This window comes from Clostridium sp. UBA1056, assembly GCA_002316385.1.
Taxonomy (GTDB): Bacteria; Bacillota; Clostridia; order Clostridiales; family Clostridiaceae; genus Clostridium_J.
Genome location: DCDL01000058.1, coordinates 76,376 through 92,261, shown reverse-complemented (window position 1 = coordinate 92,261; position 15,886 = coordinate 76,376). Strand labels below are relative to the sequence as shown.

Annotated in this window: 15 protein-coding genes and 2 pseudogenes; 10 read left to right on the top strand and 7 right to left on the bottom strand. The window is 30.3% G+C overall.

Going from position 1 to position 15,886, the window contains the following annotated elements:
• Positions 1-312 precede the first annotated feature (312 nt).
• The 4 genes from B3W71_RS15870 to B3W71_RS15855 all read left to right on the top strand — a co-directional run bounded on the left by B3W71_RS15870 (position 313) and on the right by B3W71_RS15855 (position 4,627).
• Positions 313-1,479 carry a MerR family transcriptional regulator gene (locus tag B3W71_RS15870; RefSeq protein WP_346889916.1) on the top strand — a complete coding sequence of 389 codons (1,167 nt, stop codon included), beginning with the start codon at positions 313-315 and terminating at the stop codon, positions 1,477-1,479.
• 643 nt (positions 1,480-2,122) lie between these two features.
• Positions 2,123-2,842 carry a M15 family metallopeptidase gene (locus tag B3W71_RS15865; protein WP_346889915.1) on the top strand — a complete coding sequence of 240 codons (720 nt, stop codon included), beginning with the start codon at positions 2,123-2,125 and terminating at the stop codon, positions 2,840-2,842.
• A 14-nt stretch (positions 2,843-2,856) separates the two neighbouring features.
• On the top strand, positions 2,857-3,549 hold the full coding sequence (locus B3W71_RS15860; RefSeq protein ID WP_346889914.1) for a response regulator transcription factor: 693 nt from the start codon (positions 2,857-2,859) through the stop codon (positions 3,547-3,549).
• Entirely contained in the window at positions 3,539-4,627 is a 1,089-nt protein-coding gene (locus B3W71_RS15855) for a HAMP domain-containing sensor histidine kinase (RefSeq protein ID WP_346889913.1), read from the top strand. Before B3W71_RS15860 ends, B3W71_RS15855 begins: the two co-directional genes overlap by 11 nt.
• Positions 4,628-4,833: 206 nt before the next feature.
• Here the strand turns inward: B3W71_RS15855 and B3W71_RS15850 are convergent, their stop codons facing one another.
• Positions 4,834-5,685, bottom strand: a complete 852-nt coding sequence (locus B3W71_RS15850) for a DMT family transporter (protein ID WP_346889912.1) — start codon at positions 5,683-5,685, stop codon at positions 4,834-4,836.
• A 239-nt stretch (positions 5,686-5,924) separates the two neighbouring features.
• Here B3W71_RS15850 and B3W71_RS15845 point away from each other — a divergent pair.
• Positions 5,925-6,026: pseudogene (locus B3W71_RS15845) on the top strand (MerR family transcriptional regulator); the annotation flags it as partial.
• 403 nt (positions 6,027-6,429) lie between these two features.
• Here the strand turns inward: B3W71_RS15845 and B3W71_RS15840 are convergent.
• The 5 genes from B3W71_RS15840 to B3W71_RS15820 are packed head-to-tail and all read right to left on the bottom strand — an operon-like array spanning position 6,430 to position 12,243.
• Positions 6,430-7,656, bottom strand: a complete 1,227-nt coding sequence (locus B3W71_RS15840; RefSeq protein ID WP_346889911.1) for a HAMP domain-containing sensor histidine kinase — start codon at positions 7,654-7,656, stop codon at positions 6,430-6,432.
• Positions 7,657-7,658: 2 nt separating this feature from the next.
• The gene (locus tag B3W71_RS15835) at positions 7,659-8,351 is read right to left on the bottom strand and encodes a response regulator transcription factor (protein WP_346889910.1); all 693 of its coding nucleotides are present in this window, start codon (positions 8,349-8,351) and stop codon (positions 7,659-7,661) included.
• 20 nt (positions 8,352-8,371) lie between these two features.
• On the bottom strand, positions 8,372-10,831 hold the full coding sequence (locus B3W71_RS15830; RefSeq protein WP_346889909.1) for an ABC transporter permease: 2,460 nt from the start codon (positions 10,829-10,831) through the stop codon (positions 8,372-8,374).
• A 12-nt stretch (positions 10,832-10,843) separates the two neighbouring features.
• Positions 10,844-11,536 (bottom strand): ABC transporter ATP-binding protein, encoded by a 693-nt coding sequence (locus B3W71_RS15825; RefSeq protein ID WP_346889908.1) that lies wholly within the window; start codon positions 11,534-11,536, stop codon positions 10,844-10,846.
• A gap of 11 nt (positions 11,537-11,547) precedes the next feature.
• Entirely contained in the window at positions 11,548-12,243 is a 696-nt protein-coding gene (locus B3W71_RS15820; RefSeq protein WP_346889907.1) for a lipoprotein BA_5634 family protein, read from the bottom strand.
• A 707-nt stretch (positions 12,244-12,950) separates the two neighbouring features.
• On the opposite strand from B3W71_RS15820, the gene B3W71_RS15815 reads away from it, so the two are divergent.
• The 5 genes from B3W71_RS15815 to B3W71_RS15795 all read left to right on the top strand — a co-directional run bounded on the left by B3W71_RS15815 (position 12,951) and on the right by B3W71_RS15795 (position 15,502).
• Positions 12,951-13,553, top strand: a complete 603-nt coding sequence (locus B3W71_RS15815) for an HD domain-containing protein (RefSeq protein ID WP_346889906.1) — start codon at positions 12,951-12,953, stop codon at positions 13,551-13,553.
• Complete coding sequence (locus tag B3W71_RS15810) at positions 13,540-13,707, top strand: hypothetical protein (RefSeq protein ID WP_346889905.1); 168 nt, start codon at positions 13,540-13,542, stop codon at positions 13,705-13,707. Before B3W71_RS15815 ends, B3W71_RS15810 begins: the two co-directional genes overlap by 14 nt.
• Positions 13,694-14,053, top strand: coding sequence for an SdpI family protein (locus tag B3W71_RS15805; RefSeq protein ID WP_346889904.1), 360 nt, complete (start codon positions 13,694-13,696; stop codon positions 14,051-14,053). Before B3W71_RS15810 ends, B3W71_RS15805 begins: the two co-directional genes overlap by 14 nt.
• 389 nt (positions 14,054-14,442) lie before the next feature.
• Entirely contained in the window at positions 14,443-14,700 is a 258-nt protein-coding gene (locus B3W71_RS15800; RefSeq protein ID WP_346889903.1) for a CD3324 family protein, read from the top strand.
• Positions 14,701-14,947: 247 nt separating this feature from the next.
• Entirely contained in the window at positions 14,948-15,502 is a 555-nt protein-coding gene (locus B3W71_RS15795; protein ID WP_346889902.1) for a GNAT family N-acetyltransferase, read from the top strand.
• Positions 15,503-15,553: 51 nt separating this feature from the next.
• Here B3W71_RS15795 and B3W71_RS15790 read toward each other — a convergent pair.
• Positions 15,554-15,871 (bottom strand): annotated as a pseudogene (locus tag B3W71_RS15790) (winged helix-turn-helix transcriptional regulator).
• Positions 15,872-15,886 lie beyond the last annotated feature (15 nt).

The window sequence follows — 15,886 nt, the reverse complement described above, 5'->3', positions numbered from 1 at the left end:
GTAAATTTAATTATATAATTAAAACCTCACTTCAAATAGTTGCGGTGAGCTTTACCATAAATAAAGTAGAAGAGGTTGTGACAAAAGTATGAAAATATTTTTGTTACAATCTCTTTTCTCATGAACTTTCTTTGCTTAAACTTGAAAAACAAGAAAACTAAAGAGTCTGTAAATTCTTTTGTAAAGCGTTGACTCTAACACCACGTCATAGTGTAATATAAAAATATAGCTTGAATATATTAACAAAAACTCATAGCTGGCTGAGTATTAGATAATATTGATAGCTGTAAAATCAGACTTGGAGGTGTAGTAATGAGAACAGTAAAACAAGTTTCGGATTTGACAGGAATAAGTGTGCGCGCACTACATTACTATGATGAAATAGGATTATTAAAACCAAGTGAAATTACAGAGGCTGGATATAGACTTTATGATGATGAAGCCCTTAAAACTCTGCAGCAAATTTTATTTTTCAAAGAGCTTGATATACCCTTAAAAGATGTTAAAGAGATAATGTTGAGTCCATATTTTGATAAAATGCAAGCATTAAAAAATCAGAAAAAGCTGCTTATGTTAAAACGTAAAAGATTAAATGGCTTAATAGAGCTTATAAATAAAACCTTAAAAGGAGAAAGCACAATGAATTTTAAAGAATTTGATATGAGTGAATATTATAACGTATTGGAAGAATTTAAAACAGAACACGAAGATAAGGTAATTAAAATTTATGGTAGTGTAGATAAATATAATGACCATATTGAAAAATTTAAATCTAATGAAGATGAAATTGCTAAAATGGCTATAAAGAAATATGGAAGCATTGAGAAATATGCTAACGCTTTAAAGAAAAATCTTAATAATAGTGCTACGTTTACTTTAGCAGAACAATATGATGAATTTAAAAAAGATTGCTTGGAAGATAAGCATCCTAAATTAAAAGAACTATTTAAAAAGCTTGCATCTGACTTAAGTAAAGATCCTTCTTCAAAGGAGATTCAACAAATTGCTGAAGGAATAACAAATACAGCTAAAAAAGATTATGAAATTTTCAAAATGGATAATGGAGATGATCATTGGTACTATATGGTGCGAATTTATTTAGTATATCCCCAATGGATAGAAGAAGTTGATAAGAAATATGGAAATGGTGCATCTAAATTTATCGGAAAAGCTCTAAAAATTTATTTTGGAGATAAGCAACCTAAATTAGAAGAACTATATAAAAAGCTTGCATCTGACTTAAGTAAAGATCCTTATTCAAAAGAGGTTCAACAAATTGTTGATGAAATATCAGATGCAGATAAAAAAAGTCAAGAATTTTATAAAGTGGATGAGGGAGAGAATCATTGGGGCTATACAGCAGAGCTTTATTTATCAAACTCCACATGGATAAAAGCCATTGATAAACAATATGGTAGTGGCGCATCTAAATTTATCGGAGAAGCCCTAAAATTTTATTCTGAAAATAGTAATTCATGAAATAAAAGCTATGAACGATTTGACACACAGAACCAAAGTTATAAGTATTAACCGTAGATACTCAAAAAATAAACTGCAATTAAATAATTAGAAACTAAAAATCGCATAATTCAAGAAAGTGAATTATGCGATTTTTAGTAATACTACTAACGGATATATTAAAATTGTTATTCCGCACCACCGATACAGTGAGCCGTATCATAAGCGATGCTCTAAATCTTTGATTTAGTTAGCAGAACTTAAGTAAGAGTCCAAATCTTTGATTTGGTTACTCGAGCTTACTCATTCGAACGCATGTGAGAAGGAGTTTCCTTTACTAACGCGAATATGAGTGGAGTTTCCTAAATAAATGAGGCTTTTACTAAAATTGGACGTAATATTGCTCCTTCACTTATTTTATTTACTTGTGATTATTTTAAAATTATTCTAACTATGGTATTAAATCCTAAATATGTACACTGGTAAATATGTAATTAAACTTATTATAAGGAATTAAGGATATGTAAAATAACAAAATAATTTAATAAATTTATGTATTTAATTCTATCTTTTATAAACTTAAGATTTCGTAAGGTTTTTTTATAATTATTGTAAAGTCTATCTTCTACAATTAAATTATGATGTTAGGAAGGAAGTAGAAGATATGAGAAAAGCATGTAAAAAAATATTATGGCTTAGTGTAATAATAATTTGTGGATTTTGGTATATGACAGGAAATTCAGACTTAGAATTAGAAAATACAAATATTAAAGGAATTGATATTAGTTTAAATGATAAAGATAAGTTAGTACAAGAAATTGGTAGTAATGGGGATGAAAAATTACTATTAGTAAATGAAAAGTATGGCTTAAATAAAAATTATATACCAGAAGGGTTATGTATACCTAATATACCATTTGCAGATGAATCAGACAAGGAAGAAAAACATGTAGCAGGAGTTATTGTAAAGCCATTAGAAGAATTGATAAATACGGCTAAAGAAGACGGTATAATATTACTTGGTAACTCAGGTTATAGATCTTATAAATCACAGGAAAAAGTTTATATTAGTAGAGTGAAATCAGAAGGCAGGAAACTTGCAGATGCATATGTGGCTAAACCAGGATCAAGTGAACATCAAACAGGACTATGTATTGACATTACTAACGAAGATAGATATTTCGTAGAGGGAACAAAAGAGGCAGATTGGCTTGCAGAGAATTGCTATAAATTTGGTTTTATTATAAGATATCCTTATGGGAGGAAAAATATAACAGGAATTGAATATGAACCTTGGCATATTAGATATATAGGAAAGGAAGCTGCTAAGTATATTTATGATAATAGAATTACATTAGAGGAGTACTTAGAACGACAATTATAAAAATGGAGGCGTAAATGAATATTAATATTCTTGTGGTAGACGATGAAAAAGAAATAAGAAATTTGCTAGAAATAAACCTTAGAAATGAAGGATATAGTATATTTAAATCAAGCTGTGGAGAGGAAGCCTTAGATATATTAGAGAAGGAAGAAATTCATTTGATAGTTTTAGATATAATGATGCCAGGTATTGATGGGCTGGAGGTTTGCAGAAGAGTAAGGGGAAAGTATACCATACCAATTCTTATGCTAAGCGCAAAAGCAGAGGATATAGACAAAATTCAAGGTATTCTGACCGGTGCAGATGACTATGTATGCAAGCCTTTTAATCAATTAGAACTTATAGTTAGAGTAAAAGCATTACTGAGAAGGGCATATTTTTTAAATACTAAAATGCAAGTTTCAGAGGACTTAATAAGAATTGAATCTATGGTTATATATAAGAGTAAACATAAGGTAACTGTAGATGATAAAGAAGTAGATCTAACTGCTAGAGAGTTTGAAATATTATATCTGTTAGCTACAAATAGAGGAAGAGTTTTTAGTGCAGAGGAAATTTTTGAAAAGGTATGGAAGGAAAAATATTATCAATCTAATAATACTGTTATGGTGCATATGAGTAGACTAAGGGATAAGATAGAACATCATATGGAAGGAAATAAGGTAATTCACACTGTATGGGGAGTTGGATATAAAATTGAAAAATAAAAGATTCTATAAATATTGGTTATCATCATTAGCTGAAGTAGCAGCTGCTGGATTATTAACTTATATAATTTGGGTTCCTTGTAATGAAATATTAAATTATTTGTATATAAACACTAAAATTCGACTTATTAATTATATTTGGAGAATTATTGAATATAAAATGTTCGGAGATGTAGCCTATATTGAAGTATTATTATTTGTGGGGTTATATTTGCTCATAACCTATAGAAAAGCTAAAAGTTTGGCAGCTATTATAGATCAAAGTGAAATAATAGCTAATGGTGACTTGGACAGACCAATAGAAGTTAATGCAAAAAGAGATATTAAAAATTTAGCTGAAAATATCAATAATATTTCAAAGCAGCTTAAAGAGATAACAGTAGAAGAAAGAAAAACGCAACAAACTAAAAATGATTTAATAACTAATGTTTCCCATGACTTAAGAACTCCATTAACTTCTATAATGGGCTATTTGGAAATTATTGATACTGATAAGTATGAAGATGAAGTGAAATTAAGATATTACGCTAATATAGCATTCGAAAAAGCAAAAGCATTGAATTTACTTATTAATGACTTGTTTGAGCTTACTAAAATGCAAAATAACACTATTAATTTAGATAAAAACGATATTAATTTAGTAGAATTGCTAGGTCAGGTAGTTGCATATTTTGAATATCAATTTAAAAATGCAAACATGCAATCAAGAATCAACTTTTCTGAGGATAAGCTAATAGTAAATGCAGATGCAGGTAAGCTGGTTAGGGCATTTGAAAATTTGCTGTCCAATGCAATTAAGTATGGCCGAGATGGTTTTTATATTGATGTAATGACAAAATTTGAAGAGAATATGGCAGTAGTTCAAGTTGTAAACTATGGTCAATCAATATCATCAATAGACTTGCCATATATATTTGATAGATTCTATAGAGTAGAAAAATCAAGAAATAGTAATATAGGTGGATCTGGGTTAGGGCTAGCTATTACAAAAAATATTATAGAATTACACCAAGGAACGATAGTAGCCTATAGTGATGAGAAGAGAACTATCTTCGAAGTAAGATTACCAGTTAAATAACTATAGCGATATTAAATGTAAAACCTCACTTGGGGTAGTTACGGTGAACCGTATCATAAATGACGTATACTTTTTTGTGTGCAAGCATTAAAGGACATGGATTTCAATTCAGTATTAATATTGCTATCACCATCGTAAAAACTTGATAAAAGAGGACTTACCGCAAAGCAGTAAGTCCTTAATTCATCTAATAAGAATAATTAGAGTTATTTGGATTTAATAGTTGAGTAAAGAACAGTACCTAAAATAATAATCCCACCTAAGATTTCTCTTAATGTTGGTATTTCTCCTAATAAAAAAGTAGCAAAAAGGATACCATAAACTGGCTCAAGGCTTGATATAATACCTGCTGTTTGTGTTTTGATATTCTTTAAACCATTTATGAAGAATGAATGAGAAATTCCAGTAAAAACCGTACCTAATAGGATAAGTAATAATATATCATTAAGTTGAAAAACAGGTTTTTGTAAAAATAGAAAAGGAATTAATACAATTGTTGCCACAGCTTGTTCGTAAAAAGCAATTACCAAGCTTGAATATTCTTTTACATATTTTCTGTTAAGCAGTGAAAGAATTGCATAAGTAAAGCCAGATAATATCCCCCACAAAACTCCTTGAGTTAGACTATTTCCTAATTCAAACTTTGGAATAACAAGCACTACGCCCAAGAACGTAACAATTGCAATTATAATATCGGACAACTTAATTTGCTCTTTGAAAAAATATGGCTCAAGAAAAGTAACGAAAACAGGGAACGTAGAAAATGTAAGCAATCCTATTGCTACTGTTGACATCTGAATGGACTTAAAAAAAGTGCTCCAGTGAATTGCTAAAATTACCCCCAATATTACCAAATAAAAATAATGCTTTTGTTGTTTTAGTTTTATATCTTTCTTGAGATAAAGCATTATAATGAATAAAAAGACACTTGAAAAGAAAACTCTCCCAAGGACAATTATCATAGTTGGCAATGATAACAACTTTCCAAATAAGCCTGATAAGCCGAATAAAAAAACAGCTATATGGATCTCAAGTAAACTTTTATTTTTTAAATTCATATATTTACCTCCCAATACAACCTAATGGTTACTTTTAAAATTATTGTTATTTATTATGGATCAATTTAGTTAGTTCATTAATTATGGAAGGTAAAGAAATAGATGTCTTTTCATATACGACACCTCCTAAATTCATAAGATAAATAAAATTCTATATAGTCAAGGGAGGTAAATGCCCTTAATTCGTAATAATTTAAACTATGTCTTAATCAGTATAAAAATTATATTTATAATATTAACATAAAACAGCAGAAGTAGCTAAAAGAGTTGAGGTACATTCCAACACTGTACGTTTGTACGAAAATCTTGAATTAATACCAAAGGTGAATAAATTGCCAAATAATAATTTGAAACTTATAAATAAACATTAAGAGCTTAAACAGCTTTATAATATTGTTTTCAATACAAGAAATTGAGTAAATAAAAAAATACTATTTAACATAGTGTTATAGAAAGTTTATATGACAGTAGATAAATTTGTTTTTATACAAAATTATCTACTGTACGGATTATAATATCAGGGTATTGATTTTTATATAAAAAAGAGATAAACGGTACTGCTTATCTCACTAATACTCAATATTATATTTTAATATGATTTCCTAATAACATATAGCTTAGGTTAGGCATCTGAAAATAAANNGATAGTAGCACTATCTAAGGGTTCTGTTGATGCAGTATGACACAAAATAGACAAGCATTCTGACTTATTTATTTTTTGAAAGTGCCTTAAATATAACGGAATTAATACTTCATAAAGGCTATAGAAAAACTAGTGCCTTCCCCTTTTTCACTTTTAACATCAATATATCCATCATGAGCTTCAATGATAGATTTTGAAATTGCTAATCCAATGCCCACAGAATCTTTTTTGCTTGAATTTTTACCCTTATAAAATCTTTTGAAAATATTAGGAATATCTTCTCTTGCAATGCCTTCTCCTGTATCTTCAATTGTAACTCGAAAATATACAGGATTATCATTTAAACTAATTTTGATGGTTCCCTTTGGCGGTGTATGGTCAATGCAGTTTTTTATAATATTAGTAAAAGCCTCCTGCATCCAAAACTTATCATGCAATAAATTAATCTGTTCATTACAGTTTATACTCAAATCAATATCATCATCCTTAGCCAGCCGCTTAAGGTCATATACAACTTCTTCAATAGTTTTGTTTAGATTATTCTCCTTTTTATAAAATTCTATTGTGCTTGCATCCAACTTTGCTAATTTTAGTATATTTTTTATCATAATATTCATTTTATCAAGCTGATTCCGGTTATCTTCTAGAAAATGTATCCTTTGTTCTTCTGTTAATTTTCTATGTAATAATATATCATTATGTAATATCATAGTAGTAAGCTTCGTCCTTAACTGATGGGATATATTTTGTAAAAGCTCCACAAGATACTCCTTTTCGTTTTGAATAGAGCTAAGGTTATTTCTTATAATACTGCGTATATTAGCGAATGCTATAGCCAATTTGGAAAAATCGCCTTCCTCATCTTCATTAATTAGAATACTATACTCATTATCTAATATTTTGTTGGCTGCTAAAGTTATTTTTCTTACCTTTTTAAAGAAATAGTTAAACTGTAGATAATTCAATATTAATATGAGTAATGCAAAAACTACACTGGCCGCTAATATTCCATAGTTATTTCTTAAGTTGGGAAATAAGCGGTTATCAAGTTTAGTTGTTATCCCATATTCTTTTAAGAGTGCATTGCCAGCCTCTTTATCTGCATCATTAATATCATTAGCAATCAGTGGAATTAATTCTTTTTCCAATTCCGGATTGAGGATTTTGGCTTTATATATAAAACAACCCATTATATCAATATAATCTTGCTTTTGATTATTAGTATATACTACATACATTATCCCTTGAATAATTATAAAAAAAGTAAGAAGTGATATTAAAATAAAAGTACTTTTTTTCACTTCATAATTAACAAAAATCTTATTCACTTCTATTCACTCCTTACCTTAACATTCCACCTATAGCCTATTCCACGCTGAGTCACAATATATTCTGGTTTTTTAGGGTCATCTTCAATTTTTTCCCTAAGACGTCTTATATACACAGACAAAGTATTATCATCAAAGAAGGCATCTTCCTCACTGGTGACATTTCCCAAAATATCATCTCGTTTCATTGTTTTTAGTGGGTTATGCATAAATAATATTAACAGCTTATATTCTAACGCCGTTAGATTTAATAATTCATCATTCTTAAATGCCTGGGTTGTGACAATATTAACAGTTATATCTCCGCTTATTAACTTCTCCTTTTTTAATTCTTCTAACTTAGAACGCAACTGCACCTTAATCCTTGCCAATAGTTCTCTAAAGCCAAAAGGCTTAGTCAAATAGTCGTTTCCTCCTATTTGTAAGCCCATAACAATATTTACTTCATCATCTAGTGCAGTAAGAAATATGATAGGTATCTTGGATTTCTCTCTTACATATTTGCAGAAATCATACCCATTACCATCAGGTAAATTCACATCAAGAAGTATTAAATCAAAGTTACCTTTGCTTAACTTACTCTTTGCCTCCTGTATAGTACCAACCCGCTCTACTTCAAACCCTTCATCAATTAATGAAAAGTCTAAGGCATATCCTAAAGCTATATCATCTTCTACAAATAGTATTCTACTCATAAAAATCCACCCTCATTTTCTTATTCTTCTCTAATAGTTTCAATTACATTATCTTTCTCAATTTTTTTCATAGGAATAAGTGTAGATAAGTAACTTATTGTCATTGCTACTAAAATTGTAATTACACTTAGCCCTAAAGGAAGCTTCCACTGCATTGCAACAACATCTGATAAAACATTAGATATACTGTAGGATAAAAAACATCCAGCTATGGCACCCAAAGTACCTCCAATTATTCCGTAAAACATACCTTCATATCTTATAATTGTTTTCAAATCCTTCTGTGACATTCCAATTGACTTTAACATAGCACTTTCTTTTCGCCTTAGGGTTATATTCATAGTAATTGTATTTATAATATTTATACTGCTGATTAATGTAATTACAGCTATAAAACCATATACAAGTACCTGAATCATAAGCATTGAATTTCTTTGGCTTTTATTCATATCTGCATAGTTAATAACAGTATAGGAAGGATAGTCCTTTAGAATATTATTTACCTCTGTAGCTGTTTCTAAATCCAATGACTCATCCTTTAAAGCAATACTCAAATTTTTAATCTTCGGTGACTCTCCTGTAAGATTTTTAAGAACCTGTTCTCCGGTAATAAGTGTTAAAACATTAGTTGAATCATCCCTCTCAAAGATATCGTCTTTAATGATTGCTATTATTTTAACTTTAAATTCTTTGTTATCCTTAAGTATGATAATTTCATCATTTACCTTATAGTCAGTAAGCTTACCAATATAAAGCTTACTAGTGTTATAGTCTCGTACTTTTCCGTTATCTACTAGAATCACTCCATCTTCAGAGTTCATCCTATTGACATCTATATTTCCGCTTAATAGGTATTTACTAAGGTCCTCTAAGGCCACTTTGTCATAGCCCTTAATTTTTGTACCAATGACTTCTTTGTAGCCATCTTCAAACTTTCGTTTTTGTAAAATACCTTCTGCTTCCTTAATCCTTTTATTTAATGGAACCTCTGCCATACCAAATACATCAGGATATTGTATATAAACCTTATCTACATTGCTTAAGGTGCTGAGCTGTGCTGCTAAATTATCAACTTCTCCACTACTATTATCAACTATTTGATTATTATCACCTGCTGTACCCTCCTTATCAGATGATCTACTAACATCTAAATCAATGGTTTCATAAGCCTCATTAGGACTTTTCATGGTGAATACCTCATCCATGAAAGATGTGAAGGTAATAAATAAAGCCGAACTTATAACAATTGATAAAATCATGGTCCGGCATCTGCCTGGATTACGTCTTATATTCTTCACTGCCATTACAACCTTATAATTAAAGATCTTTTTAAGCAATGGATACTTTCTTCTTTTAACAACATCTTTCTTTATTATAACACGACTACTTATGGCAGCTAAAGGAGAAATATTTCCTACAAAACTTGCAGGGACTAAGCTTGAAATATACACTGCTAAAATTGTTATTATAATACTAATAATTAAAACACCGACGTCAATGCGTACTAGTGACAGATACTTATCCCCTTTTAAGATTAGTTTAAAAACAAAATTTAACCCATATATAGCACCAATGCTTATAGAAAGCCCTATGGGTATAGCAATAATAAGAAGAATAGTTGCTTCTCTAAAAACTATCCTTTTAATCTGCTTTTTAGTAGCACCAATACTTCTAAGGAGACCGAACTGTTTCAATCTTTCTGCTACATTAATTTGAAATGAATTATGTATAACAACGATTGATGCACTGACTACTACGGCAACAGCAATACAAGCAACTATAATTAGCACCTTGTTTGAACTCATTTCATTTAATCTAATAAGAGACTGATTTAGTATTAAATTCTCATTAGTAGTCAGTTTTGAAAGATTTTTTAAAGTTTCATTGAAATCAGCCTTAGGGCTTATTTCTACCATCAATTGCCCATTTTTAGGAGCATTGCTGAAGGAAATTGCTCTACAGCTTTTTGTACGCTGGAAATATTCATCATTTTTCAAAAATCCTACCACAGTATAGGGTTTTTCTTTAATAACAATTTTATCTCCAAGTTTCAGATTTTCTTTAATGGAGTTCTTTGCCCACTGATCTATAGAAATTTCATTATCATTTTTAGGCATTCTACCTTCTTTAACACTATACTTAAATAATTCAGTAGCCCCTTTATCCATATAATATCTATCAATGTAAATGTCACTATAAGCAACTGTATCACCCTGCTCCATGATACCGTAAAGCTGCACATTAGGATTATTTGATACCTTTAATAATATATCTTCTGTGTAGGTTTCATACCCCAAATGAAATGAAAATCCCGCCATATATTTAGCGTTTTCAATTTGGGACTTTTCAGCACTCTTAACAAATAATCCAATAGTTGCTACTAGGGAAAGTGATAAAATAATCCCTATAAGTGTCAAGAGAGTACGCTTTTTATTTTGCTTCAAATATTTTGTACTTAGAGCTTTATAATTATTTATCAAAATACTCCCTCCTTACTTCTCCTGATTATTGAAATAACTATCTTCTATTATCCGCCCATCCTCTATGGTAATTACACGGTCAGCCATAGAAGCAATATTGGAATCATGAGTTATTAGTATAAGAGTCTGATTAAACTTACGAGCGGTAAGCTTGAGCAGCTCAATAACCTCCCTGGTATTTTTTGAATCCAGATTTCCTGTAGGTTCATCTGCCAGTATAATACTTGGCTTATTAATAAGAGCACGTCCTATTGATACCCTCTGCTGCTGTCCTCCTGACAATTCTGATGGAAGATGTGTTCTTCTATTCTGCAGATTAAGTATTGTTATAATTTCATCTAAATAGTCTTTATCTACCTTTTCATTATCTAATATAACCGGTAGCTCAATATTTTCTTCCACATCAAGAACTGGAATCAGATTAAAAAATTGAAATATAAAGCCTACCTTTCTTCTTCTGAATATGGATAACTCCGCATCCTTATAATCATAAATGTTCTTTTCCTCAATTATAACCTTACCTGAAGTAGCTCTATCCAATCCTCCTAAAAGATGTAGCAGAGTACTCTTTCCTGACCCTGATGCCCCTATAATAGCAACGAATTCCCCCTTATTTATACAAAGGTTTATATCCTTTAATGCTTCAACTTTATTATCTCCTTCCCCATAAGTCTTTGTTAAATTTTCTACTCTTAAGATTTCCATGTTTTTCTCTCCTAATCCTCTATAATTGAATAATTTATCTCTATGTTATCTGCCACACCGGATAGTGTATTTCTAACCTTTGCCATATCAGATGTCTCTCTTAAATCAAGAGTCCCTTTTTTAAATCTTATAAGAGTCATGTCAAGCTCAGAACCTTTTAAAGCATCGTAGATTTTATCATCAGTTATAATTATTGTTCCTTCTGGTGGAAGGTATCCCATCCATGAATAATTACCATATTTCATAGACAACTCTACTCCTTGAATGTTTAATTTTGATATATCTTTATAGTAATCACTCCCTAACATCAAGATTTCATTTCCATCAATATTAGGCATCTCTTTAAGCAACTGTGTATCTAAATTTGACGTTTCATCAATCTTCTCACGAAATATTTGGTCCTTTATCATAGCTTTTACTGTATCTTTAGTTATTACTATATAAGTTTGAGTGTCCTTAACCTCCTTTCCCTCCTCAACAACAGTTTTATCCTCAGTTACTATCTTATATGTATAATCCTTTGTATAGTTAGTATTATCCTTATAAATTTCCTTTGCTTCCTTAACATCTTCACTTTTCCCACTAACTAAAATTGCATTAAAAGGCTTTTTAGGTCCTTTTAAAACATACTGTAATCCTTGTGATGCTAATGCAAAAATTCCAACGGCAATAACCCCACCTAAAATCCATTTGTTTATTTTTTTCATTAATATTCTCTCCCTTAATTTATTGCTTTCTATGTACTTATATTATTATACTGACTTCTTTAAAGCCATAACGGTAATCTTACAATATGTAACTCAGTCTTACTGTTTAGTAAGTATAGTATCCTATATTTAGAAATATTACTTGTTGAGTCTACACTTACCCTGGGTGGTTAAGTAGTTATACATAATTTCAAAACTATTTAATGATTTTAAATTTAAGCAAATTGTAAGGAGTAAAGATTAGGTCATATGCGTATTAGTAGTTAATTCTATGTAAACTCTAATAGAATTTAGAGTATGATACGGAGAACTTACTCAGCGAACGAATGTAGGTCGAGTTTCCTAAACAAATGCAAAAAATAGTCTTAGGTGTTGATATAACTTGCCTAAGGCTATTTTTATACGTAAAAATATCGCATAATAAGTAATAAAATATAATAAGTTTAGCAGTGAGGTATTCCAAAATATGTTATAATTTAAAGAACTCAAATAAACAGAGTTCTTCTTCGGAGGGGGTTTTTACGCCCACTTTGAAGAAGATGGGGTATTAGATCGGGTAGTCATCGGATAAATGATAATCAAACTTTTAAGTATAAGGTAAATAGTAATTTATAATACAGTTAAATAGGTAGATAACCTTGAACTTGCGGAGAAATGAAAATTTAATATATTAAAAAGTTAGTTTGTGAAGGGGGATATATGTTATTATGTTAAGTCCAAAAGAAGCAGAAATAGAACTATCAACAGCTGCACAACGAAATCCGGGACCGTGGATAAACCATAGCATGTCTGTTGGATTGAATGCTAAATTGATTGCAGATAAAATTGACATATTAGATAGCAATCAGGCTTATGTTATGGGATTATTACATGATATAGGTCGTAGAGAAGGTATAAAATCAATTATGCATACAATTGATGGGTATGATTATATGATGAGTTTAAATCAAAAAGAGATTGCTAAAATATGTTTAACACATTCATATCCAATACAAGATGTAAATACTTTTTTTGGAGAATTTGATTGTACAGAAGAACAAAAGATTTTCTTGTCACGCTTTATAAAGAATACTGTATATGATGATTATGACCGATTAATACAATTATGTGATGCAATATCATTGCCAAATGGTGCTTGTATAATGGAGAAAAGATTAATTGATGTGGCATTAAGGCATGGCTTACCAGATTTCACTATTGATAAATGGAAATCATTTTTAGAGTTGAAAAAGTATTTTGATAAACTGTGTGGTTGCAATTTATACACACTGTTGCCAAATGTAACAGAAAATTCTTATGAGAGTTTGTGATAAGTTTTTATTGAATCACATGTCTTTTGCTGTATCTGTAGCTTTATCACCAATAGCATACATTTTAATGGCTATTGTACCTGCAATTTATAGTAAAAATGAGTTAAGTAAATTAATTTTAATTGGTTGGGGTAATATACGTGGGTATATTTAGTATTGTATTTTCAATATTTTTGTCAGTAATCCTTATTGGAGGAGGATATTTATGTAAAAGTGCAGCTAATGGAGGTATAAATGACTATGTTGGATATAGAACTAAACTTTCAAAGAAAAATGCTGACACGTGGAAAGAAGGCAATACTTATGGTGGAAGGGTATTAATCATCTGCGGATTGGCATATGCTATAATATCCACAGTGTGCAGCATGATATTCTATAATCAAGCATTAATTATACTAATAGGAGTTTCTCTTGGTGTAATACCAGTTATACTAATAGGAGTTTATATTTCGGAAAAACACTTAAAGAATATTTTTGATAGTGAAGGAAATAGAAAATAAAGCAGTGAGAGTATGCTAATTTGTATGGAAAAAGCATATGATAAGTAAATAACATCTATTTACTTCTGAAATAATATAAGGAAAACTACAAATAAAAAAGTCTACGTTATACCCGTTACGGTGAACCGTACCTATGGAGAACCAAAATTAAAAGAAGTACTTGAAATATTAGACATTGACATGGATACAAGCTATGATATACTCATACTTATTAATTCAGAAATTTTGGAGGTGGTAGGTATGCTTATAAATCTGAAGTCTGGAAATAATTTTAGTAGTGTTTATACCCATGCAGAATAGTAGAAATGCAACAAACTGTGTGGGATAAAAAGTTGCATTAGCTGCTGATTCTGTACTTTATTTAATTAATTAAGTAAAGGAGTATGAATATGAAATATATTAATGCAGCAGATGTACTTCCAAAGAAATTATTGAAGGAAATTTTGAATTATGTAGATGGAGAACTATTATATATTCCCGCATCAGGTGAGAGGCAAAAATGGGGGGAATGTAGTGGTTCAAGAGAATATTACAAGAAACGTAATAGAGATATAATCAATCAATATAAAAATGGAGCAACAATAAGCAATATTGCTAATGCTTATTGTTTATCATATGATTCAGTAAGAAAAATAGTAAATAAATAAATTTAAAGAGATTTTACCATTTCGGTAGAATCTCTTTTTTAGATAGGAAAAAACAATTATAGCTATTCTTAAGGATATGATTATAGTATTTAAAATTATAAAATAAAAGCATAATCTTAAATAACTTTAAAAACACTGCTAAATACTAAGATTAATTGTTTGTGATTTTAATGGGAAAATATATTCTGCAATCTTGAAGTATCGTGTAGTGGAAATTTGAAAAATAAGAATTTCTAGGAGGATTAAAATGAAAATTAAAATGGAATTAGAAACAGAACGTCTCCTATTGAGACCATGGAGAATTGAAGATGCACCTGCTCTATATAAGTATGCCAGCGATCCTAAAGTTGGTCCAATAGCTGGGTGGCCGGTTCATACCAGCATTGAGAATAGCCGAGAAACCATCAGGGACGTGTTTTCTAACGAAGGGATCTATGCAATTGTTCTGAAAGGACAAGAAGAACCTGTTGGATGTATAGGACTTTTAATAGGAGAAGCAAGCGATTTCGGCATCGGACCAGATGAAGGAGAAATCGCATATTGGATTGGTGTCCCTTACTGGGGGAGAGGACTTATACCAGAGGCTATTAGAGAATTGATGCGCTATTGTTTTGAAGACCTTGGACTTAATACACTTTGGTGCGGGTACTTTGAGGGAAATGAGAAATCGGTTCGTGCTCAAGAGAAATGTGGGTTTAAGTATCACCGTACCAATCATGAGAAGCCTTGGCCTTTGATGGGTGATGTAAGAACAGAAATTATTACCTGTCTCACCAAGGCACAGTGGTTGAATAATAGATAAATAGGAAGATTTTTAGTGAAGATTATTTATATATTCTTCACTAAAACACTATTAATCATCAATATGATTATTACCCCATTCACATAAACATTGCAAAACAGGCATAATTGTTAATCCTTTTTCTGATAGAGAATATTCTACCTTTGGAGGAACTTGAGGATATTCTTTGCGTATAATTAAATTATCTGCTTCTAATTCTTTCAATTGCGTACTAAGCATTTTATGAGCAATTGTTCCAAGTGAACGTTTTAACTCACCATATCTAAGAACCTACTTTTTCCAAAGCCAAAATAATATGTGCATTTTCCATTTACCGTCAATCAAAGACATTGCGTAAGCAAATGGTTTAACATTTACGTCATTGTCCATCTTTACTCTCCTTTT